We start from the raw sequence: 19,405 nt of genomic DNA, 5'->3' as shown, positions 1-19,405 counted from the left end.
AAGCTGCGGGACAATCGCTCTGTCCATGACCATGATGAACCGTACTCCCCTGCGCGCCGCCGCCCTGGTGCTGGCGGCCGGCCTGCTGACAGCCTGCGCGCAAAGCACCGCGCCCGAATCGAAGTTCGTCCTGCTCGACGGCAGCACCCAGACCACGCAGGCGCTGCGCGGCAAGGTCACCCTGGTCAACTTCTGGGCCACCAGCTGCACCACCTGCGTGGCCGAGATGCCCGATATCGTCGCCACCTACGACAAGTTCAAGGGCCGGGGCTACGAGACCCTCGCCGTGGCGATGCAGTACGACCCGCCCAGCTACGTCGTTAACTTCGCCGAGACGCGCAGGCTGCCCTTCAAGGTGGCGCTGGACAACACCGGCGCGCTGGCCCGGGACTGGGGCGACGTGAAGCTGACGCCCACCACCTACGTGCTCAACAAGCAGGGCGCGATCGTCAAGAAGTACGTCGGCGCGCCCGACTTCGGCGAGCTGCACAAGCTGATCGAGAAGCTGCTGGCCCAGGGCTGAGCGCGGGCGCCACCGCTCAAGACAGCGGCAGGCGCGCCAGCCCCGGCGGCAGCCAGCGCCCATCCGTCACCTCGGGGCGCGGCAGGTACAGGCGCAGGTTCATGCTGAAAGGGCCCGCGGGCGCGGGCAGCCAGTTGGCCTCTTTGTCCTGGCCGGGCGATTCGTGCTGGATGTAGAGATCCAGCGAGCCGTCCGCGTTGTAGCGCAGCGGGTCGCGGTCGCCGATGGCGTAGCGACCGATCGGGTTGGCGGCGAAGAACTGGTCGGCGCCGTACATGGACAGCGACCAGAACGCCTTGGCCGGCGGAATCTCGTCCTTGCCGAAGTGCAGCACGTAGCGGTGCGCGGCGCCGTCGAGCGGGCGGCCCTCCACGTCCATGAAGCCGCTGGGGTAGATGGCTTCTTCCGGCGGCAGCGCGCCCAGGCCGGCGAAGGCGATGAAAGCGCGCAGCAGGTAGTCCTCGCCGTAGGAGCCGATGCGGGCCACGGCCATGTTCCAGCCGTTGCGCGGGACGTAGCGCGAACGCCCGCGCCCGACGAAGGACTGGAAGGCGTCCGGCGCGGCCCTCTCCAGCGCGCGCTGCACGGCCGCATCGGCGCGGGCCAGGTCGAAACGCTGGCCCGGCACCAGGCCCAGGCGTTCCATGCGCAGCAGCACCGCGTAGTCGGCGGCGTGCGGCGGGTGCTTGCCCAGCAGCTCGGCGGCCAGGGCGAAGTAGGCGCCGGGGCCGAGCTGCTTCACCTGCTCGACCGGCGGCGTCGCCATGTCGATGGACGGGTCCACGCGGCCGGCCGGCGGTGTCCATGCCTGGCCGAAGACCGACAACGGCACCGCCTGCATGCCCGATTGCAGCCGGTGCACGGTGGCGTAGTCGGCCGCGCCGTTGGTCTGGATGCGGCCGGTGAGCCAGCCGTGCGGCGTGGGGCTGTCGATGCGGCGCACCCCCGCCGGCAGCGCACCCCGCCAGCCGGGCACGGCGATGGCGAAATGGCCCGTGGCGGTGCCCGTAGTGCGGGTGCCGACCGAGGCGTAGGCGTCGGTCCACATGTCCATCAGCGTCAGCGAAAAGTAGCGGCCGCCGGCGTCGGGCACGGTCACGATCAGCGGCTCCTGGCTGACGTCGTAGCGCACCATGGAGTAGAGCGTGTCGGCGTTGGCCCGCACCACGTCCTTGAAATCGGCGTCGGGAAAGGCCGTGGCGTGCACGAGCTGGTTGTAGGGCGCGCGCAAGCTGGCGCTGTCGGGCCGCGCCACGTTGGTGGTCACGCGGTTGGTCATCTCCATCAGCACCAGCGGGTAGGCGTAGGTGTAGGCCTCGACGCCGACCTCGTAGGCTTCGTCTTCAGTGAGGGTGGGCGATGCGGTCATGAAAGTTCTCAGGCGTTAGTCCACCCGCCTCACCGCTTCCGGCCACCAGCGGCGGTCGGTGGCCTCGGGCCGGGGCAGGTACAGGCGCAGATTCATGCTGAAGAGGCCGGCGGGCGCGGGCAGCCAATTGGCTTCCTTGTCCTGGCCGGGGGATTCATGCTGGATGTAGAGGTCCAGCGAACCGTCGGCGTTGAAGCTGAGCTTGTCGCGGTCGCCGATGGCGTAGCGGTCGATCGGGTTGTCCACCAAGAACTGGTCCTCGCCGTACATGGTGAGCGACCAGAAGGCGTTGGCCGGCGGCGTCTGCCCCTTCTCGAAGTGCAGCACGTAGCGGTGCCTGGCGCCGTCCAGCGGGCGGCCGTCGGCATCGACCAGGGTGGAGGGATAGAGCGCTTCTTCGGGCGGCAGTCCGGCCAGGCCCCGGTAGGCGACGAAGGCCCGCAGCAGGTAGTCGGAGCCGAAGATGCCCATCTTGCCTTCGAAGAGGCCCCAGCCGTTGCGCGTGAAGCGCAGGTTCCTGCCGCGCTGGAGGATGCCCTGCACGCCCTCGCTCACGGCACGCGTGAGGGCGCGCCGGGCTACGGGATCGGCGCGGGCCAGCTCGAAGCTCTGCCCGGCGACCAGGCCGAGGCGTTCCATGCGCAGCAGCACGGCGTAGTCCGCCGCGTGCGGCGGGTGGCGCTTGAGCAGTTCGGCGAACAGGGCGAAGAATTCGGCCGGGCTCAGCTGCTCGATCTGCGTGGCCGGCGGCGTCCGCATGTCCACGCCCGGATCGACGCGGCCGGCCGGCGGCTGGTAGGGCCGGCTATAGGCCGACAGCGGCACCGCGCTGGAAGTGGCCTGGAAGCCCTGCACGCGCGGGAAGTCCGCCTCGCCGTTGGCCTGCAGCCGCCCCACCAGCCAGCCCTCGGGCGTCGGGCTGACGATGCGGCGCACGCCCGCGGGCAGTTCGCCCTGCCAGCCGGGCGCGACGATGGCAAACTCGCCGGGCACCGGGCCCGTGGTGCGCGTGCCCAGCGAGGCGTAGACGTCGGTCCACATGTCCATCAGCGGGAACACGAAGTAGCGGCCCTGCGTATCGGGCAGGGTCACCACCAGGGGCTCGTGGCTGACGTCGTACCAGAGCAGCGAGAACAGCGTGTCGGCGTTCGGCCGCACCACGTCGCGGTGCCGCGCGGTGGTGACGCGCACGCCGTGGGCGAACTGGTTGACGGGCGCGCGCTGGCTCGGGTGGTCGGGCCGCGCCACGTTGGTGGCCACGCGGCGCGTCAGCTCCATCAGCACCAGCGGGTAGGCGTAGGTGTAGGCCTCCTCGGCGATCTCGAAGGCCTCGGCCTCGCCGATGGGGGCTGCCGCGGCAGCTTGCACGGGTGTGGTCATGGGTGCGTGCGCCGTGCGCTCAGGGGAGCCGGGTCAGGCCGGGCAGTGTCCAACGGCCGTCGGCAGCCTCGGCATGCGGCAGGTATACGCGCATGGTGGCGCTGAACGGGCCGGCGGCGGCGGGCAGCCAGTTGGACTCCTTGTCCTTGCCGGGCGACTCGCGCTGGATGTAGATGTCCAGCGAGCCATCGGCGTTGTAGGCCAGCCGGTCGCGGTCGCCGATGGCGTAGCGGTTGATCGGGTTGTCGACGAAGAACTGGTCGGCGCCGTACATGGTGAGCGACCAGAAGGCGTCCACCGGCGGGATCTGGTGCTTGTCGAGGTGCAGCACGTAGCGCGCGGCACCGGTCAGGGGCTGGCCTTCCTTGTCGGTGATGGCGGTGACGTAAATGGCTTCCTCGGGCGGCAGAGCGCCCAGGCCGGCGTAGCCGATGAAGGCGCGGAACAGGTAGTCGGTGCCGTAGACGCCCTGCTTGGCATGCGCCACGCTCCAGCCCTCGCGCCGCACGTAGCGGTAGCGCCCGCGCTCGATGATGTGCTTGAGCGCGTCGGGCACGGCGCGCGCCAGGGCGCGCTGCACGGCCGGGTCGGCCTTGGCCAGCTCGAAGCTCCGGCCGGCCACCAGGCCCAGGCGTTCCATGCGCAGCAGCACCGCGTAGTCGGCGGCGTGCGGCGGGTTGCGCTTCAGGGCCTCGGCGAACAGGGCGAAGAAGTCCGCGGGTGCCAGGCGCGCGACCTGGTCCACCGGCGGCATCTGCATGTCGATGGCCGGATCGACCTGGCCGGCCGGCGGCGTGTAGCCCTGCTTGCCCCAGCCCGAGAGCGGCACGGCCGTCAGCTGCTTCTGCCACTGGCGCACTTGCGGGTAGTCGTCCGGCCCGTTGGTCTGCACGCGGCCGATGATCCAGCCCTTGTCGGTGGCGCTGACGATCTGGCGCACGCCGGCCGGCAGCTGGCCTTGCCAGCGCGGGCCGACCAGCGCCCAGTCGCCCGTGGCGCGGCCGGTGGTGCGCGTGCCCAGCGTGGCGAACACGTCGGTCCACTGGTCCATGAAGGGCACCACGAAGTAGCGGCCGCCGGTGTCGGGCAGCGAGATCACCAGGGGCTCGCTGCCGACGTCGTACCAGAGGAAGGAATAAAGCGTGTCGGCGTTGGGGCGCACCACGTCCTTGAAGCTGGCGTCGGGGAAGATGGCGCCGTGCGTGAACTGGTTCACCGGCGCGCGGAGCTTGGCGCTGTCGGGTTGCGCCACGTTGGTGGTGACCCGGCGCGACACTTCCATCAGCACCAGGGGGTAGGCGTAGGTGTAGGCCTCCACGCCGATGGCGTAGGCCTCGCCTTCCGTCAGCGGCGGGTTGCCGGCGGCACCGCTGGGAACGACGGTCGCGGCCAGCGCCCCCGGCGCCAGCATCCGGCTCATGCGCCAGAAGGGAAAAGAAGGGGAGGTCACCGCAGGCTGCTCCTGAAAAATCGGATCGATAGACAGTTCATCTCGCGCGCTGCCTACATCAGTCCAGCGTCACGCCGACCGACTTGACCAAGGCGCTCCAGTCCTTCAGGTCCTGGGCGAGGGTGGCGGAGAACTGCTGGGGCGTGGTCAGCGGGATGTCGGTGAAGTTCATCTCGTGCAGGCGCTTGACGATGGCAGGATCCTTCAATGCGCCGACGATGGCCGCGTTCAGCTTGTCCACGATGGCCGGCGGGGTCTTGGCGGGCACGAAGAAGCCGTACCATGTGTAGTTGTCGAAGGGGTAGCCGCTCTCGTTGAGCGTGGGCACGTCGGGCAGCATCGGCAGGCGGCCGGGGCCGCTGTAGGCGATGGCCTTCACTCGCCCGGCCTTGACCACTTCGACGGTGCTGGAGATGTCGGCGAAGGCCGCATCCACCTGGCCGCCCATCAGGTCCTGCACGCAGGGCACGCTGCCCTTGTAGGCCACGTGCGTCATCACCAGCCCGGCCTGCTTCTTCAGGTTCTCCATGGTCAGGTGGCCGCCCGAGCCGTTGCCCCACGAGCAGTAGTTGAGCTTGTCGGGGTTGGCCTTGGCGTAGGCGACGAATTCCTTGAGCGTATTCACCGGCAGGTCCTTGCGCACCAGCATCAGGTTGCCGGCGCGGCCAACTTGGGCCACCGGCGCCAGGTCCTTGACGGGGTCGAAGGGCAGCTTTTTGTACAGCGCCGGATTGATCGCCACCGAAGCGGTGTAGGTGAACAGCACCCGCGCGCCGTCGGGCGGCCCCTTGGCGGCGAAATCGACGCCGAGGATGCCGTTGGCGCCCGGGCGGTTGTCGACGATGAAGGTCTGCTTGAAGGTCTTGCCGAGCGCGTCGGCGAACATGCGTGCGATGGTGTCGGTGCCGCCTGCAGGCGCCGTGGGCACGACGATCGTGACCGTCTTGTCAGGGTACTTGTCGGCGCCCTGGGCGTGGGCTGCCATGGCGCCGGCCAGCAGGGCCAGGGCCATGGCGGCCTTCAGGGGCGACGGTTGGAATGCGCGTGTCATGGCGTGTCTCCTTGGAAATCAGGCGCAGCGGGTGCCGCGCGGATGAAGCCACTCAGCGGATGCCAAAACGGCTTTGCCCTTGTTCGATCAGGTACGCGCTGACCCGGCACAGCTTGCCCGACAAGTGGCTCGCCCCCTGTTCGTTGAAGGGCTCGTCGTCGTGGGCGCACATGGCGTCAGGGCTGCAACTCGGGGGTGCGCCAGATCCACACGTTCTCGCGCGGGTAGCCGTAGACGAAGGCGGCCAAGCCGATGGAGCGGGCCAGGGCGCGGCGGGCCTCTGCCAGCGACGGGGCGGGCTTGCTCATGGATGGAGCGCTCAGTCCAGCGAAGCGCCGGTGGCTGCGGTGAGTTCCAGGGCCACGGGCAGGAAGGCCTTGTAGGCGGCAGTGGCCTCGGCGGGGGTGTTGCCGATGGGCTCGGCGCCCATGTCCAGGATGCGCTGCTGCACCTCGGGCTCCTTGATCACCTGGGCCACTTCCCTGCTCAGCCGCTCGACGATGGCGTTGGGTGTCTTGGCCGGCGCCATCAAGGAGGTGGGCGCCGTGAGGACGTAGACAGGATCCTTGAAGCCTTGCTCGGTGAAGGTGGGCACATCGGGCAGGGCCTTGGCGCGCGCGGGAGCCGGCACGGCCAGCGGACGCACCTTGCCGGACTCGATGTGCGGCTTGAGCGTGGCCGCCGAACCCGAGGTCATCTGGATCGTGCCGGCGAGCAGGTCCGACACCATCGGCGCCTCGCCCTTGTAGGCCACGTGCAGCGTCTGCGTGCCGTAGGTTTTGTCCATGAACACCTGCATCTGGTGCGGCTGGGTACCGGGCCCCCAGGAACCGATGGCGTACTTGCCGGGCTGCTTGCGGATGACCTCGATCAGCTCCTTGAACGTCTTGGCCGGCACGGCCGGGTTCACGACGAAGACGGTGCGCTGGCTCGCGATGTCGGAGATCATGCGCAGATCGGTGCGCGGGTCGTAGGGCAGCTTCTTGTAGAGCACCAGGTTGGCCGAGATGGGCCCGGGCACCGTCAGCAGCAGGGTGTAGCCGTCGGGCGCGCTCTTGGCGACGAAGTCGGTGCCGATGATGCCGCCGGCACCGCTCTTGTTCTCCACCACCACCGGCTGGCCCAGCCGCTTGGACAAGCCCTGCCCCACCAGGCGCGCCAGGGTGTCGGCCGAGCCGCCGGCCTGGTACTGCACGATGATGCGGATCGGCTTGCTGGGGTAGGCATCCTGTGCCGGGGCCGCGGTGGCAGAAAAGGCCACGCCGCAAGCGACCAGCCAGTGCTGAGTGTTCATGAGCTTGTCTCCTGTATGAGGGCCGTGAAACCCCTCTGCCGGTTTCCGCGCCCGATCGCTACTATGTGTAGCAAAGGCACAGAAAATCTGTCAATCCATTGACAAAGCACGGTATTCGGCGCTCATTACCGCGCCCCACTCAGGCCACTTACCCATGTCCTCCAGGCCTCAGCCTCCGACCGACACCCAGGCCCTGATCCGGCGCTCGATCGGCCTGTGCCGAATGATGCGCGCCTGGCCCGCCGGCGTGCTCGACGAGCTGTCGGCGGTCGCACGACTGGGGCGCTACGAGCGTCACGAACAGATCCTGGCGGACGACCCGCAGCGGCGCGAGGTACTGGTGGTGGCCTCCGGCTGCGTGGTGGTGGACAGCGTAGACGCGTCGGGCGCGCGCTTTCTGTTGGCGATGTTCGGTCCGGGCGACATCACCGGGCTGGTACGGCTGCTGGAGGACACCCGGTTCGTCTACCACTTCCATGCGCGCGAACCCACCGTGCTGGTGCACGTGCCCGGCGGCGCCCTGCGCGGCGTGCTGGACGCCCACCCGGCGCTGTGGAGAGACGTTTGCCTGCTGATGCTGCAACGGCAGCAGCAGCAGATCGTAGCGCGGCGGCGCGGCACCCTCAGCCATCTGGGCCGCCAGCTCGCCGATACCGTGGTGCAGATCGCGCACTCGCACGGCGTGCCCGCGCGAGACGCTGCCGGCGTGTCGGTGCCGGTGTCGCAGAGCGACCTGGCGGCGATGCTGTCAGTGTCCCGGCAGACCATCAACAAGGAGTTGCGGCTGCTGGAGCAACGCGGCCTGCTGCACGCCGAATACGGCCGCCTGGCGATCCTCGACCTGCCCGGGCTCGAACAGATGGCGCAGGGCGCTCTCCACATTGACCCCTGGTCCTCCCCGAATCAGAAGGAAAACAAGCTCTAGCACTTACGTGGCGGGCGCTAACAGCTATCGATAGGATAGCTAGACTGGCTTCAGCGCCTGCGGAAGTCGTCGTGGCAGGCCTTGCAGCTCTGCGCCGCAGGTCCGAACGCGGCCTTGAGCTGGTCGAGGTTGCCGCTCTTGGCCGCCGGCACCAGCTTGGCGACCTCGGCCTGCATCTTCTCGGCGCGGTCCTTGAACTTGTCCTGCTCCGTCCAGATCTCGGGCCGCGCGGCGGTGGCGCGGCCGGTGTCGGTGCCAGGCCCGAAGGCGTGCCAGGGCAGCCTGGCGGCGACGGCCACCACGTCCGCGTCGGCGGCGGCCACGGCGGCGTCGAACGGCGCGCGGCCATTGGCCATGGCGCCCAGGCGGCCGAAATGGTTGCCCAGCACGGTGAGCGCGCTCTGGCGGTACTTGATGGCATCCTCGGCCTTGGCGAACTGGGCGGCGGCCGGCACGGCAAGGGTCGCGGCCGACAGGGCGAGCATCAGGGAAAGGGCGGTTTTCATCGTGGGAGACTCCTGTGGGTGAAGAACGGAAACCAAGCGGTCTACACTGTGCCCTCGGCACGCACCGAGCATATCGGTTTCGACGCCGCCGCATCCGACGCCTTGTGACGCCATGCAACTCGTCCGCATCTGGGATCTGCCCACCCGCCTGTTCCACTGGCTGCTGGCCGCCTGCGTCATCGCCCTGGTCGTGACCGCCAAGCTCGGCGGCGAGGCGATGAACTGGCACCTGCGCCTGGGCTACGCCGTGTTCGGCCTGCTGGTGTTCCGCCTGCTGTGGGGCCTGGTGGGCGGGCACTGGTCGCGCTTCGCCAGCTTCGTGCCGACGCCGGGCCGGCTGGCGCGCTATCTGCGCGGCCGCACCCGCGCCGCCGACACCGCCGGTCACAACCCGCTGGGCGCGCTGTCGGTGCTGGCCATGCTGGCGGTGCTGGGCCTGCAAGTGGCCACGGGCCTGATGGCCGACGACGAAATCGCATTCGCCGGGCCGCTGACGCCGCTGGTCTCGGGCGAAGTGGTCAGCCTGGCCACCCGCTGGCACAAGTCCTGGGGCCAGTACCTGGTGATCGGGCTGGTGGTTCTGCACGTGCTGGCCATCGCCTGGTACCTGGTGCGCCGCCAGAACCTCGTCAAACCGATGGTGACGGGCGACAAGCTGCTGGCCGAGCCCGTGCCGCCCGCGCGCGACACGCCGGGCGCGCGCCTGCTGGCCCTCGTGCTGCTGGCCGTGGCCGCCGGTGTGGTCTATGGCGTGGTGCGGTGGGGCGCCTCTGCGTCGTTGAGCGGTTTTTGAGCACCGTGGACACCCGACCGCCCATCGAGCTGGCCGTCGCCAGCGCGCCCGAGCAGATCGACGCTGCCCGCGCGCTGTTCCGCGAGTACGCCGATCAGTTGGGCGTGGATCTGTGCTTCCAGGATTTCGAGGCCGAGCTGGCCGGCCTGCCCGGCGACTATGCCGAGCCGCGCGGCACCCTGCTGCTGGCGCTGGTGGACGGCGAATTGGCCGGCTGCTGCGCGCTGCGGCCGATCGACGACGTGGACTACACCAACGCCGCCGAGATGAAGCGCCTGTACGTGCGCAAGGCCTTCCGCGGTTTCGGCCTGGGCCGGCAACTGGCCGAGGCGGTGCTGGACGCCGGCCTGCGCATGGGCTACGCCTCGGTACTGCTCGACACGCTGGACGACATGGAATCGGCGCGCGCGCTGTACGAAGACCTGGGCTTCGAGGAAATCCCGCCCTACTACCACAACCCCCTGCCGGGCGCGCACTACCTGAAGGTCGACTTGAAGATCTGATTAAAATCGGCCTCCAACGCTTATACAGCAAGCGCTGGTAACTATTATTTTAGGAGCAAATCAGCCCTTGGCCTGCGCCAGCAGCGTGGCCGCGTCGCTGACCTCGAACTTGCCCGGCGCCTCGACGTTGAGCGTCGCCACCTTGCCGTCCTTCACCAGCATCGAATAGCGCGTGCTGCGCAGGCCCAGACCCTTGCCCGTCAGGTCGAGCGTCAGGCCGGCGGCCCTGGCGAAGGCGGCGTCGCCGTCGGCCAGCATGCGCAGCCTGCCGCCCGTCTTCTGCTCGCGCGCCCAGGCGCCCATCACGAACGGGTCGTTCACCGACAAGCACCAGATCTCATCGACGCCTGCGGCTTTCATCGCGTCGGCGTGCTCCAGGTAGCCCGGCACGTGCTTGGCCGAACAGGTGGGCGTGAAGGCGCCCGGCACGGCGAACAGCGCGATGGTCTTGCCGGCCGCAGCCTTGGCCACATCGACCGGGTTGGGCCCCAGGCTGCAACCGTTGCCTTCGACTTCGGAATACTCGGACAGGGTGACGGCGGGCAGCGCGTCTCCGACTTTGATCATGCTTGGGGCTCCTGAAAATGAAAACAGCCCACGCATTGTGGGCTGTTTCGGAGCCAGGCGCCGGGGCGGGCCGACAAGGGCGTGCGCCGGCCGGGGCCTTGGCGGTCAGACGGCGGCGGCCTTCTGGACCAGGCGGGTGGCCACCCAGTTCTTCGTCTTGGACAGCGGGCGGCTCTCGGTGATCTCGATCACGTCACCCAGCTTGTACTCGCCGTTCTCGTCGTGCGCGTGGTACTTGGACGAGCGCATCACGATCTTGTCGTAGATCGGGTGCTTGACGCGGCGCTCGATCAGCACCGTCACGGTCTTGGCGCGCTTGTCGCTGACGACCTTGCCGACCAGGGTGCGCTTGAGGGATGGTTTGGCTTCCGTCATGGTCACTCCTTGCTTGCCGCGGCTTGCTTCTCGGCGATCAGCGTCTTGGCGCGCGCGATGGCTCGGCGCGTGGACTTCAGCTGGCCGGTGTTGCTCAGCTGCTGGGTGGCCTTCTGCATGCGCAGGTTGAAGTGGGCCTTTTGCAGCGCCTTCACCTCGGCCTGCAGGCCGGCGACGTCTTTCTGGCGCAGTTCTGCGGTTTTCATCTGGCTGTTCTCCTGATTACTGGCCGATCATGCGGGCGACGAAGGTCGTGCGCAGCGGCAGCTTGGCGGCAGCCAGGGCGAACGCCTCGCGCGCCAGCTCCTCGGGCACGCCGACGATTTCGTACAGCACCTTGCCTGGCTGGATCTCGGCCACGTAGTACTCGGGATTGCCCTTGCCGTTGCCCATGCGCACTTCGGCGGGCTTGGTGGAAATGGGCTTGTCCGGGAACACGCGGATCCAGATGCGGCCGCCGCGCTTGACATGGCGCGAGATCGCGCGGCGAGCGGATTCGATCTGGCGCGCCGTCAGGCGGCCGCGGTCGGTGGACTTGAGGCCGAAGTCGCCGAAGGCCACGGTGTTGCCACGGGTGGCGATACCGGTGTTGCGGCCCTTCTGCTCCTTGCGGTACTTTCTGCGTGCAGGTTGCAGCATGGTTTACTCTCCTTGAGCGCCGTCCGCTGCTGCAGCGGGCGCGGCGACTTTGCGGACGCGCTTAACGGCGGGTTTGGCGTCGGCCCCCTGGCCTTCCGCAGGTTTGTCGCTGCCATCGGCAGGCGCGGCGTTGGTGCCGGCGGGGCGGCGCGGGCCGCCACGGCCGGCGCGGTCGCCGCCGGGGCCACCGCGGCCGTCACGGCGCGGGCCGCGCGGGCCACGGCGCTCCTCGCCCTCGGGGCGAGGCGTCGAGTCCAGCGAGGGCGCGTCGTTGCGGCCCAGCGTATCGCCCTTGTAGACCCACACCTTGACGCCGATCACACCATAGGTGGTCTTGGCTTCGGAGGTGCCGTAGTCGATGTCGGCGCGCAGCGTGTGCAGCGGCACGCGGCCTTCGCGGTACCACTCGGTGCGCGCGATCTCGATGCCGTTCAGGCGGCCGGCGGACATGATCTTGATGCCCTGCGCGCCCAGACGCATGGCGTTCTGCATGGCGCGCTTCATGGCGCGGCGGAACATGATGCGCTTTTCGAGCTGCTGGGTGATCGAGTCGGCGATCAGCTGGGCATCGACCTCGGGCTTGCGCACCTCTTCGATGTTGACGGCCACCGGCACGCCCAACTGGGCGGCCAGATCTTTCTTGAGCTTCTCGATGTCCTCGCCCTTCTTGCCGATCACCACGCCCGGACGCGCCGAGTAGATGGTGATGCGGGCGTTCTTGGCGGGGCGCTCGATCAGCACGCGCGACACGGCGGCGTTCTTGAGCTTGGCCTTCAGGTACTCGCGCACCTTGATGTCCTCGGCCAGCATGCCGGCGAAGTCGCGGTTGCTCGCGTACCAGCGGCTGGCCCAGTTGCGGCTGACCGAGAGGCGAAAGCCGGTCGGATGGATTTTCTGTCCCATAGTCTTTCCGAAGCCTTCCCTATCAGTTGCCGACCGTCACGTACACATGGCACGTGGGCTTGGACAGGCGGGCGCCGCGACCCTTGGCGCGGGCGGCCGAGCGCTTGAGCGTCATGCCCTGCTCGACGTAGATGGTCTTGACGCGAAGCTCGTCGATGTCGGCACCGTCGTTGTGCTCGGCGTTGGCGATGGCCGACTCCAGCACCTTCTTGATGATGCCGGCGGCCTTCTTCTGCGTGAAGCTGAGCGTGTTGAGCGCCTGATCCACTTTTTTGCCGCGGATCAGGTCGGCAACCAGACGGCCCTTGTCGACCGACAGGCGAACGCCACGGAGGACTGCACGTGTTTCCATGGTCTGTTTCCTTTACTTCTTGGCCTTCTTGTCCGCCGCGTGCCCCTTGAAGGTGCGCGTCAGGGCGAACTCGCCAAGCTTGTGGCCGACCATCTGGTCGGTGACGTAGACCGGCACGTGCTGCTTGCCGTTGTGCACGGCGATCGTCAGCCCGATGAACTCGGGCAGGATCATGGAGCGGCGCGACCAGGTCTTGATGGGCTTCTTGTCCTTGACCGCCACGGCCTTGTCGACCTTGGCGAGCAGGTGGTGGTCCACAAACGGACCCTTTTTCAGAGAACGCGTCATTTGCGGAGGTCCTTATTTCTTGCGGCGCGAGACGATCATGCCCTGCGTGCGGCGGTTGTTGCGCGTGCGGTAGCCCTTGGTCAGGTTGCCCCACGGATCGACCGGCGCGCGGCCCTCGCCGGTGCGGCCTTCGCCGCCGCCGTGCGGGTGGTCGATCGGGTTCATGGCCACGCCGCGCACGGTCGGGCGGATGCCCATCCAGCGCTTGACGCCGGCCTTGCCGAGCTGGCGCAGGCTGTGCTCCTCGTTGGCCACTTCACCGATGGTGGCGCGGCATTCGATGTGGATCCTGCGCACCTCGCCCGAGCGCATGCGCACCTGGGCGTACACGCCCTCGCGCGCCAGCAGCGTGGCGGACGTGCCGGCCGAGCGGGCGATCTGGGCGCCGGCACCGGCTTTCAGCTCGATGCAGTGGATGGTCGAGCCCACCGGGATGTTGCGGATCGGCAGCGTGTTGCCGGCGCGGATCGGCGCCTCGGCGCCGCTCATGAGCTGGCTGCCCACCTCGACGCCGCGCGGCGCGATGATGTAGCGGCGCTCGCCGTCGGCATAGCACACCAGCGCGATGTGGGCCGAGCGGTTCGGGTCGTACTCGATGCGCTCGACCTTGGCGGCGATGCCGTCCTTGTCGCGGCGGAAGTCGACCACGCGGTAGTGGTGGCGATGGCCACCGCCCTTGTGGCGCGTGGTGATGCGGCCGTTGTTGTTGCGGCCGGCCTTCTGGAACTGCGGCTCCAGCAGGGGCGCGTAGCCCTCGCCCTTGTGCAGGTGGTCGCGCGAGACCTTCACCATGCCGCGGCGGCCGGCGGAGGTCGGTTTGATCTTGATCACAGCCATGATTTACGCAGCCTCCCCGGACAGGTTCAGCTCTTGGCCTTCCTTGAGCACGACGTACGCCTTGCGCACGTTGTCGCGGCGGCCGATGGAGCGGCCGAAGCGCTTGGTCTTGCCCTTGATGTTGGCGACGGAAACGCCCTCGACCTGCACGTTGAACAGCAGTTCGACGGCGGCCTTGATCTCGGGCTTGGTAGCGCCTGGCAGCACCTTGAAGGTGACGGCATTGGACTTCTCGGCCACCATGGTGGCCTTCTCGGAGACGACCGGCGCGATCAGCACCGCCATCAGGCGGCCTTCGTCGAACTGGCGCTCTTTGGGCGTCGGGTTGATGCGGCTCATGCGAACATCTCCTTGAGCTTGTCGATGGCGCCCTTGGTGACCAGCACCTTCTTGTAGTGCACCAGCGACACCGGGTCGGCGTAGCGCGGCTCGATGACCAGCACGTGGCCAAGGTTGCGCGACGCCAGGTACAGGTTCTCATCGACCTCGTCGGCGATCACCAGCACGGAGTCGAGCTTCATGTCCTTGAACTTCTGCGCCAGCTGCTTGGTCTTGGGCGAATCGACCTTGATCGACTCGACCACCGACAGGCGGCCTTCGCGCACCAGCTGCGAGAGGATGGACGCCATGCCGGCGCGGTACATCTTCTTGTTGACCTTCTGCGCGAAGTTCTCGTTCGGCATGTTCGGGAAGATGCGGCCGCCCCCGCGCCACAGCGGCGAGGAGGTCATGCCGGCGCGGGCGTTGCCCGTGCCCTTCTGGCGGAACGGCTTCTTGGTGCTGTGCTTGACCTGGGCGCGGTCCTTCTGGGCACGGGTGCCCTGGCGCGCGTTGGCCTGGTAGGCCACCACCAGCTGGTGCACCAGCGCTTCGTTGTAGTCACGGCCGAACAGGGTCTCGGGCGCGTCCACCTTGGACGCGGCCTGGCCCTGCTCGTTCAAGAGTTCGAGCTGCATGTCTTACGCTCCCTCTTTGCTGGCGGACGCCTTGGCCTTGACGGCCGGGCGCACGGTGACGAAGCCGCCGCGCGAACCGGGCACGGCGCCCTTGATCAGCAGCAGCTGGCGCGCCTCGTCGATGCGGATGACGTCCAGGTTCTGGGTGGTGACGGTTTCGTCGCCCATGTGGCCGGTCATCTTCTTGCCCGGGAAGATGCGGCCCGGATCCTGCGCCATGCCGATCGAGCCCGGCACGTTGTGCGAACGGCTGTTGCCGTGCGACGCGCGCTGCGAGCTGAAGTTGTGGCGCTTGATGGTGCCGGCGTAGCCCTTGCCGATGGAGGTGCCCTGCACGTCCACCTTCTGGCCGACGGCGAACACCTCGGCCACGGGCAGCGTGGCGCCTGCGGCGTACTTGCCCGCCACGTCGCCTTCGACACGGAATTCCTGGGTGATTTCACCGGCTTCGACGCCCGCCTTGGCGAGGTGGCCGGCCTGCGGCTTGGTCACGCGCGAGGCCTTGCGCGCGCCGAACGTGACCTGCAGGGCCACGTAGCCGTCGTTCTCCTGGGTCTTGACCTGGGTGACGCGGTTGTTCGACACATCGACCACCGTGACGGGCACTGCATCGCCGTCATCGGTGAACAGACGCATCATGCCCACCTTGCGCCCCAGCAACCCCAATCGATTGCTTTGACTCATTTGTTGCTCCTTGGCTTTCGCCGCCCCGCGCTGCAATTGGCCGGGACGTTTGGTGTGCGAAAGAGGGTTTGAAATAGCTTGCCTGGATTTCAGGCAAGCCGTGCATTATAGCCCGGCCGCGCCGCCTGCGGCAAGCGCGGGGCCGGGGCGCCGCGTCATTGCAGCTTGATTTCCACGTCCACGCCGGCCGGCAGGTCGAGCTTCATCAGCGCGTCCACGGTCTTGTCGGTCGGATCGACGATGTCCATCAGGCGCTGATGGGTGCGGATCTCGAGCTGGTCGCGGCTCGACTTGTTGACGTGCGGCGAGCGCAGGATGTCGAAGCGCTTCATGCGCGTGGGCAGCGGCACGGGGCCCTTGACCACGGCGCCGGTGCGCTTGGCGGTATCGACGATCTCGGCGGCGGACTGGTCGATCAGCTTGTAATCGAACGCCTTCAGGCGAATGCGGATCTTTTGCTTGGCCATGGTGTGTCCCGATCCTTACTCGATGATCTTGGCCACCACACCCGCGCCCACGGTGCGCCCGCCTTCGCGGATGGCGAAGCGCAGGCCTTCTTCCATGGCGATGGGCGCGATCAGCTTCACCGTGATGCTCACGTTGTCCCCAGGCATCACCATCTCCTTGTCCTTGGGCAGCTCGATGCTGCCGGTGACGTCGGTGGTGCGGAAGTAGAACTGCGGGCGGTAGTTGTTGAAGAAGGGCGTGTGGCGCCCGCCTTCGTCCTTGGAGAGCACGTACACCTCGCCGGTGAAGTGGGTGTGCGGCTTGATGCTGCCGGGCTTACAGAGGACCTGGCCGCGCTCGACTTCCTCGCGCTTGGTGCCGCGCAGCAGGATGCCGACGTTGTCGCCGGCCTGGCCCTGGTCGAGCAGCTTGCGGAACATCTCGACGCCGGTGCAGGTGGTCTTGGCGGTGGGGCGGATGCCGACGATCTCGATTTCCTCGCCAACCTTGACGACGCCGCGCTCGATGCGGCCGGTGACGACGGTGCCGCGCCCGGAGATGGAGAAGACGTCTTCGACGGGCATCAGGAAGGTGCCGTCCACCGCGCGCTCGGGCGTGGGGATGTAGCTGTCGAGGGCGTCGGCCAGTTTCATGATGGCCTGCTCGCCGAGCTCGCCAGTGTCACCTTCGAGGGCCAGCTTGGCGCTGCCTTTGATGATGGGGGTGTCGTCGCCGGGGAATTCGTACTTGCTGAGCAGCTCGCGCACTTCCATCTCGACGAGTTCGAGCAGCTCGGCGTCGTCGACCATGTCGGCCTTGTTGAGGAAGACGATGATGTAGGGCACGCCGACCTGGCGCGACAGCAGGATGTGCTCGCGGGTCTGGGGCATGGGGCCGTCGGCGGCGGAGCACACCAGGATGGCGCCGTCCATCTGGGCGGCGCCGGTGATCATGTTCTTGACGTAGTCGGCGTGGCCGGGGCAGTCGACGTGGGCGTAGTGGCGGTTGGCCGTTTCGTATTCCACGTGGGCGGTGTTGATGGTGATGCCGCGCGCCTTCTCCTCGGGCGCCGCGTCGATCTGGTCGTACGCCTTGGCCTGACCGCCGAACTTCTTGCTCAGCACGGTGGTGATGGCCGCCGTCAGCGTGGTCTTGCCATGATCGACGTGGCCAATCGTGCCCACGTTCACGTGCGGCTTGGTACGCTCGAATTTCTCTTTTGCCATTTCAAAAAACTCCGGTAAAGAACGAATGCCCGTGTGCTGGTTTTGAGGTCTGCACCCGGATGCCGGAATCGCGCTGCACGGGCACGGCGCGGGCTCTGGGTCGCAGACCGTTTGCTAACTTTTCAATAGCTGCCAGCGCTTGCCAGGCAAGCGCTGGAGGCCATTTTCATTCTGAACAGAGGTGCCCGAGCAAATTTGCTGCGCAAATTTGGTCCGGCACCTGGTCATTATTTAGCCCGCGCCGCCACGATGGCTTCCGCCACGTTCTTCGGCGCTTCCGCGTAGTGCTTGAACTCCATCGTGTAGGTGGCGCGGCCTTGGGTGGCCGAGCGCAGCGTGGTGGAGTAGCCGAACATCTCGGACAGCGGCACCTCGGCCTTGATGACCTTGCCGCCGCCAGCCATGTCGTCCATGCCCTGCACCATGCCGCGACGGCTGGACAGATCGCCCATCACGTTGCCGGCATAGTCCTCGGGCGTCTCGACTTCCACGGCCATCATGGGCTCGAGGATGACGGGGCTGGCCCGCTTGGCGGCTTCCTTGAAGCCGAAGATGGCGGCCATCTTGAACGCCTGCTCGGACGAGTCCACGTCGTGGTACGAACCGAAGGTCAGCCGCACCTTGACGTCCACCACCGGGTAGCCGGCCAGCACGCCGCTGGTCAGCGCCTCGACCACGCCCTTTTCCACGGCGGGGATGTATTCGCGCGGCACCACGCCGCCCTTGATCTCATCGACGAACTCGAAGCCCTTGCCGGCCTCCTGCGGCTCCAGCGTGAAGACGACGTGGCCGTACTGGCCCTTGCCGCCCGACTGGCGCACGAACTTGCCTTCGACGTCGGCGACGGTCTTGCGCACGGTCTCGCGGTAGGCCACCTGCGGCTTGCCGACGTTGGCCTCGACGCCGAACTCGCGCTTCATGCGATCGACGATGATCTCCAGGTGCAGCTCGCCCATGCCGGAGATGATGGTCTGGCCCGATTCTTCGTCGGTGCGCACGCGGAACGACGGATCCTCGGAGGCCAGGCGCGAGAGGGCGATGCCCATCTTTTCCTGATCGGCCTTGGACTTGGGCTCCACGGCCTGCGAGATCACGGGCTCGGGGAACACCATGCGCTCCAGCACGATGGCGGCGTTCGGGTCGCTCAGCGTTTCGCCGGTGGTCACGTCCTTCAGGCCGACGCAGGCGGCGATGTCGCCGGCGACGATCTCTTCGATCTCGATGCGCTCGTTGGCCATCATCTGCACGATGCGGCCGATGCGCTCCTTCTTGCCCTTGACGGTGTTCAGCACCGTGTCGCCCTTCTTCAGCACGCCGGAATAGACGCGCACGAAGGTGAGCTGGCCGACGAACGGGTCGGTCATCAGCTTGAACGCCAGGGCGGAGAATTTCTCGCCGTCGTCGGCCTGCCGGCTGATGGCTTGCTCGTCCTCGTCGGTGCCGGCCACGGGCGGGATGTCCACCGGCGAGGGCAGGAAGTCGATCACGGCGTCCAGCATGCGCTGCACACCCTTGTTCTTGAACGCGGTGCCGCACAGCATGGGCTGGATCTCGGTGGAGATGGTGCGCGTGCGCAGGCCGAGCTTGATCTCTTCCTCGGAGAGGTCGCCCTCTTCCAGGTACTTGTTCATCAGCTCTTCGCTGGACTCGGCGGCCGCCTCGACCATGTTCTCGCGCCACTTCTGGGCATCGGCGGCCAGCTCGGCCGGGATGTCCTGGTAGTCGAACTTCATGCCCTGGGAGGCTTCGTCCCAGATGATGGCCTTCATCTTGATGAGGTCGACCACGCCCTTGAAGCCCTCCTCGGCACCGATCGGGATCACCACCGGCACGGGGTTACCCTTCAGGCGCACCTTCATCTGGTCATAGACCTTGAAGAAGTTGGCGCCGGTGCGGTCCATCTTGTTGACGAAGGCCAGACGGGGCACCTTGTACTTGTTGGCCTGGCGCCAGACGGTCTCGGACTGCGGCTGCACGCCGCCCACGGCGCAGTACACCATGCAGGCGCCGTCGAGCACGCGCATGGAGCGCTCCACCTCGATGGTGAAGTCCACGTGGCCCGGGGTGTCGATGATGTTGAAACGGTGCTCGGGGTAGGACAGGTCCATGCCCTTCCAGAAGCAGGTCACCGCGGCGGAGGTGATCGTGATGCCGCGCTCCTGCTCCTGCTCCATCCAGTCGGTGGTGGCCGCACCGTCGTGCACCTCGCCCAGCTTGTGGTTCACGCCGGTGTAGAACAGGATGCGCTCGGTCGTGGTGGTCTTGCCGGCGTCGATGTGCGCCGAGATGCCGATGTTGCGATAGCGCTCGATGGGGGTCTTGCGAGCCATGATGAAA

Annotated in this window: 25 protein-coding genes; 4 read left to right on the top strand and 21 right to left on the bottom strand. The window is 67.6% G+C overall.

Annotated elements, in window-relative coordinates; genetic code table 11:
• Positions 1 to 34 precede the first annotated feature (34 nt).
• A complete protein-coding gene (locus QM772_RS12805) occupies positions 35 to 523 on the top strand; it encodes a TlpA disulfide reductase family protein (RefSeq protein ID WP_415137045.1) in 489 nt (162 codons plus the stop codon).
• 16 nt (positions 524 to 539) lie between these two features.
• Here the strand turns inward: QM772_RS12805 and QM772_RS12800 are convergent, their stop codons facing one another.
• The 6 genes from QM772_RS12800 to QM772_RS12775 form a co-directional block, all read right to left on the bottom strand.
• A complete protein-coding gene (locus QM772_RS12800; protein WP_415137043.1) occupies positions 540 to 1,892 on the bottom strand; it encodes a DUF1254 domain-containing protein in 1,353 nt (450 codons plus the stop codon).
• 15 nt (positions 1,893 to 1,907) lie between these two features.
• Positions 1,908 to 3,272: a DUF1254 domain-containing protein gene (locus QM772_RS12795; protein WP_415137041.1), complete on the bottom strand. Its 1,365-nt coding sequence runs from the start codon at positions 3,270 to 3,272 to the stop codon at positions 1,908 to 1,910.
• A gap of 19 nt (positions 3,273 to 3,291) precedes the next feature.
• Positions 3,292 to 4,722, bottom strand: coding sequence for a DUF1254 domain-containing protein (locus QM772_RS12790; RefSeq protein ID WP_415137039.1), 1,431 nt, complete (start codon positions 4,720 to 4,722; stop codon positions 3,292 to 3,294).
• Positions 4,723 to 4,780: 58 nt separating this feature from the next.
• The gene (locus QM772_RS12785) at positions 4,781 to 5,773 is read right to left on the bottom strand and encodes a Bug family tripartite tricarboxylate transporter substrate binding protein (RefSeq protein ID WP_415137037.1); all 993 of its coding nucleotides are present in this window, start codon (positions 5,771 to 5,773) and stop codon (positions 4,781 to 4,783) included.
• A gap of 176 nt (positions 5,774 to 5,949) precedes the next feature.
• On the bottom strand, positions 5,950 to 6,081 hold the full coding sequence (locus QM772_RS12780; RefSeq protein ID WP_415137035.1) for a hypothetical protein: 132 nt from the start codon (positions 6,079 to 6,081) through the stop codon (positions 5,950 to 5,952).
• Positions 6,082 to 6,092: 11 nt separating this feature from the next.
• Positions 6,093 to 7,067, bottom strand: coding sequence for a Bug family tripartite tricarboxylate transporter substrate binding protein (locus tag QM772_RS12775; protein ID WP_415137033.1), 975 nt, complete (start codon positions 7,065 to 7,067; stop codon positions 6,093 to 6,095).
• Positions 7,068 to 7,221: 154 nt separating this feature from the next.
• Here QM772_RS12775 and QM772_RS12770 point away from each other — a divergent pair, with 154 nt between their 5' ends.
• A complete protein-coding gene (locus tag QM772_RS12770; RefSeq protein WP_415137031.1) occupies positions 7,222 to 7,992 on the top strand; it encodes a Crp/Fnr family transcriptional regulator in 771 nt (256 codons plus the stop codon).
• A gap of 50 nt (positions 7,993 to 8,042) precedes the next feature.
• Here the strand turns inward: QM772_RS12770 and QM772_RS12765 are convergent, their stop codons facing one another.
• Complete coding sequence (locus QM772_RS12765) at positions 8,043 to 8,498, bottom strand: c-type cytochrome (RefSeq protein WP_415137029.1); 456 nt, start codon at positions 8,496 to 8,498, stop codon at positions 8,043 to 8,045.
• Positions 8,499 to 8,610: 112 nt separating this feature from the next.
• Between QM772_RS12765 and QM772_RS12760 the strand changes: the two genes are divergently transcribed.
• Both QM772_RS12760 and QM772_RS12755 read left to right on the top strand, forming a co-directional pair.
• Positions 8,611 to 9,291, top strand: coding sequence for a cytochrome b/b6 domain-containing protein (locus tag QM772_RS12760; protein ID WP_415137027.1), 681 nt, complete (start codon positions 8,611 to 8,613; stop codon positions 9,289 to 9,291).
• Between the two features lie 23 nt (positions 9,292 to 9,314).
• Positions 9,315 to 9,794 carry a GNAT family N-acetyltransferase gene (locus tag QM772_RS12755; RefSeq protein ID WP_415139586.1) on the top strand — a complete coding sequence of 160 codons (480 nt, stop codon included), beginning with the start codon at positions 9,315 to 9,317 and terminating at the stop codon, positions 9,792 to 9,794.
• A gap of 60 nt (positions 9,795 to 9,854) precedes the next feature.
• Here the strand turns inward: QM772_RS12755 and QM772_RS12750 are convergent, their stop codons facing one another.
• The 14 genes from QM772_RS12750 to fusA all read right to left on the bottom strand — a co-directional run bounded on the left by QM772_RS12750 (position 9,855) and on the right by fusA (position 19,398).
• The gene (locus QM772_RS12750; RefSeq protein WP_415137025.1) at positions 9,855 to 10,361 is read right to left on the bottom strand and encodes a peroxiredoxin; all 507 of its coding nucleotides are present in this window, start codon (positions 10,359 to 10,361) and stop codon (positions 9,855 to 9,857) included.
• Positions 10,362 to 10,466: 105 nt separating this feature from the next.
• Positions 10,467 to 10,736: a 30S ribosomal protein S17 gene (gene rpsQ / locus QM772_RS12745; RefSeq protein WP_415137024.1), complete on the bottom strand. Its 270-nt coding sequence runs from the start codon at positions 10,734 to 10,736 to the stop codon at positions 10,467 to 10,469.
• 2 nt (positions 10,737 to 10,738) lie between these two features.
• Positions 10,739 to 10,942 (bottom strand): 50S ribosomal protein L29, encoded by a 204-nt coding sequence (gene rpmC / locus QM772_RS12740; protein WP_415137022.1) that lies wholly within the window; start codon positions 10,940 to 10,942, stop codon positions 10,739 to 10,741.
• A 16-nt stretch (positions 10,943 to 10,958) separates the two neighbouring features.
• A complete protein-coding gene (gene rplP / locus QM772_RS12735) occupies positions 10,959 to 11,375 on the bottom strand; it encodes a 50S ribosomal protein L16 (RefSeq protein ID WP_208008996.1) in 417 nt (138 codons plus the stop codon).
• A 3-nt stretch (positions 11,376 to 11,378) separates the two neighbouring features.
• Positions 11,379 to 12,278 carry a 30S ribosomal protein S3 gene (rpsC, locus tag QM772_RS12730; protein ID WP_415137019.1) on the bottom strand — a complete coding sequence of 300 codons (900 nt, stop codon included), beginning with the start codon at positions 12,276 to 12,278 and terminating at the stop codon, positions 11,379 to 11,381.
• A 22-nt stretch (positions 12,279 to 12,300) separates the two neighbouring features.
• Positions 12,301 to 12,630 carry a 50S ribosomal protein L22 gene (rplV, locus tag QM772_RS12725; RefSeq protein WP_415137017.1) on the bottom strand — a complete coding sequence of 110 codons (330 nt, stop codon included), beginning with the start codon at positions 12,628 to 12,630 and terminating at the stop codon, positions 12,301 to 12,303.
• A gap of 12 nt (positions 12,631 to 12,642) precedes the next feature.
• On the bottom strand, positions 12,643 to 12,918 hold the full coding sequence (gene rpsS, locus QM772_RS12720) for a 30S ribosomal protein S19 (RefSeq protein ID WP_415137015.1): 276 nt from the start codon (positions 12,916 to 12,918) through the stop codon (positions 12,643 to 12,645).
• A gap of 12 nt (positions 12,919 to 12,930) precedes the next feature.
• Entirely contained in the window at positions 12,931 to 13,755 is an 825-nt protein-coding gene (rplB, locus tag QM772_RS12715) for a 50S ribosomal protein L2 (RefSeq protein ID WP_415137013.1), read from the bottom strand.
• 3 nt (positions 13,756 to 13,758) lie between these two features.
• Positions 13,759 to 14,094: a 50S ribosomal protein L23 gene (gene rplW / locus QM772_RS12710; protein WP_415137011.1), complete on the bottom strand. Its 336-nt coding sequence runs from the start codon at positions 14,092 to 14,094 to the stop codon at positions 13,759 to 13,761.
• Positions 14,091 to 14,711 (bottom strand): 50S ribosomal protein L4, encoded by a 621-nt coding sequence (gene rplD / locus QM772_RS12705; RefSeq protein WP_415137009.1) that lies wholly within the window; start codon positions 14,709 to 14,711, stop codon positions 14,091 to 14,093. Before rplD ends, rplW begins: the two co-directional genes overlap by 4 nt.
• A gap of 3 nt (positions 14,712 to 14,714) precedes the next feature.
• The gene (rplC, locus tag QM772_RS12700; protein WP_415137007.1) at positions 14,715 to 15,395 is read right to left on the bottom strand and encodes a 50S ribosomal protein L3; all 681 of its coding nucleotides are present in this window, start codon (positions 15,393 to 15,395) and stop codon (positions 14,715 to 14,717) included.
• 155 nt (positions 15,396 to 15,550) lie between these two features.
• On the bottom strand, positions 15,551 to 15,862 hold the full coding sequence (gene rpsJ, locus QM772_RS12695) for a 30S ribosomal protein S10 (RefSeq protein ID WP_415137005.1): 312 nt from the start codon (positions 15,860 to 15,862) through the stop codon (positions 15,551 to 15,553).
• Positions 15,863 to 15,877: 15 nt separating this feature from the next.
• The gene (tuf, locus tag QM772_RS12690; RefSeq protein ID WP_415135621.1) at positions 15,878 to 17,068 is read right to left on the bottom strand and encodes an elongation factor Tu; all 1,191 of its coding nucleotides are present in this window, start codon (positions 17,066 to 17,068) and stop codon (positions 15,878 to 15,880) included.
• A gap of 227 nt (positions 17,069 to 17,295) precedes the next feature.
• Positions 17,296 to 19,398, bottom strand: coding sequence for an elongation factor G (gene fusA, locus QM772_RS12685; protein WP_415137003.1), 2,103 nt, complete (start codon positions 19,396 to 19,398; stop codon positions 17,296 to 17,298).
• Positions 19,399 to 19,405: the final 7 nt, after the last annotated feature.

It is taken from the genome of Ottowia sp., assembly GCF_047601385.1.
Taxonomy (GTDB): domain Bacteria; phylum Pseudomonadota; class Gammaproteobacteria; order Burkholderiales; family Burkholderiaceae_C; genus Ottowia.
This window is presented reverse-complemented; position numbering and strand designations above follow the sequence as displayed.

Bases quoted from the DNA above. Each gene is read 5' to 3' on its own strand.
- rpsC (WP_415137019.1), bottom strand. From the start codon at position 12,278: ATGGGACAGAAAATCCATCCGACCGGCTTTCGCCTCTCGGTCAGCCGC.
- QM772_RS12765 (WP_415137029.1), bottom strand. From the start codon at position 8,498: ATGAAAACCGCCCTTTCCCTGATGCTCGCCCTGTCGGCCGCGACCCTT.
- rplD (WP_415137009.1), bottom strand. From the start codon at position 14,711: ATGCAGCTCGAACTCTTGAACGAGCAGGGCCAGGCCGCGTCCAAGGTG.
- QM772_RS12775 (WP_415137033.1), bottom strand. From the start codon at position 7,067: ATGAACACTCAGCACTGGCTGGTCGCTTGCGGCGTGGCCTTTTCTGCC.
- rpsS (WP_415137015.1), bottom strand. From the start codon at position 12,918: ATGACGCGTTCTCTGAAAAAGGGTCCGTTTGTGGACCACCACCTGCTC.
- QM772_RS12805 (WP_415137045.1), top strand. From the start codon at position 35: ATGAACCGTACTCCCCTGCGCGCCGCCGCCCTGGTGCTGGCGGCCGGC.
- QM772_RS12800 (WP_415137043.1), bottom strand. From the start codon at position 1,892: ATGACCGCATCGCCCACCCTCACTGAAGACGAAGCCTACGAGGTCGGC.
- rplP (WP_208008996.1), bottom strand. From the start codon at position 11,375: ATGCTGCAACCTGCACGCAGAAAGTACCGCAAGGAGCAGAAGGGCCGC.
- tuf (WP_415135621.1), bottom strand. From the start codon at position 17,068: ATGGCAAAAGAGAAATTCGAGCGTACCAAGCCGCACGTGAACGTGGGC.
- fusA (WP_415137003.1), bottom strand. From the start codon at position 19,398: ATGGCTCGCAAGACCCCCATCGAGCGCTATCGCAACATCGGCATCTCG.
- rplW (WP_415137011.1), bottom strand. From the start codon at position 14,094: ATGAGCCGCATCAACCCGACGCCCAAAGAGCGCCAGTTCGACGAAGGC.
- rplV (WP_415137017.1), bottom strand. From the start codon at position 12,630: ATGGAAACACGTGCAGTCCTCCGTGGCGTTCGCCTGTCGGTCGACAAG.
- rpmC (WP_415137022.1), bottom strand. From the start codon at position 10,942: ATGAAAACCGCAGAACTGCGCCAGAAAGACGTCGCCGGCCTGCAGGCC.
- QM772_RS12780 (WP_415137035.1), bottom strand. From the start codon at position 6,081: ATGAGCAAGCCCGCCCCGTCGCTGGCAGAGGCCCGCCGCGCCCTGGCC.
- rpsJ (WP_415137005.1), bottom strand. From the start codon at position 15,862: ATGGCCAAGCAAAAGATCCGCATTCGCCTGAAGGCGTTCGATTACAAG.
- QM772_RS12770 (WP_415137031.1), top strand. From the start codon at position 7,222: ATGTCCTCCAGGCCTCAGCCTCCGACCGACACCCAGGCCCTGATCCGG.
- QM772_RS12750 (WP_415137025.1), bottom strand. From the start codon at position 10,361: ATGATCAAAGTCGGAGACGCGCTGCCCGCCGTCACCCTGTCCGAGTAT.
- rplC (WP_415137007.1), bottom strand. From the start codon at position 15,395: ATGAGTCAAAGCAATCGATTGGGGTTGCTGGGGCGCAAGGTGGGCATG.
- rpsQ (WP_415137024.1), bottom strand. From the start codon at position 10,736: ATGACGGAAGCCAAACCATCCCTCAAGCGCACCCTGGTCGGCAAGGTC.
- rplB (WP_415137013.1), bottom strand. From the start codon at position 13,755: ATGGCTGTGATCAAGATCAAACCGACCTCCGCCGGCCGCCGCGGCATG.
- QM772_RS12760 (WP_415137027.1), top strand. From the start codon at position 8,611: ATGCAACTCGTCCGCATCTGGGATCTGCCCACCCGCCTGTTCCACTGG.
- QM772_RS12795 (WP_415137041.1), bottom strand. From the start codon at position 3,272: ATGACCACACCCGTGCAAGCTGCCGCGGCAGCCCCCATCGGCGAGGCC.
- QM772_RS12785 (WP_415137037.1), bottom strand. From the start codon at position 5,773: ATGACACGCGCATTCCAACCGTCGCCCCTGAAGGCCGCCATGGCCCTG.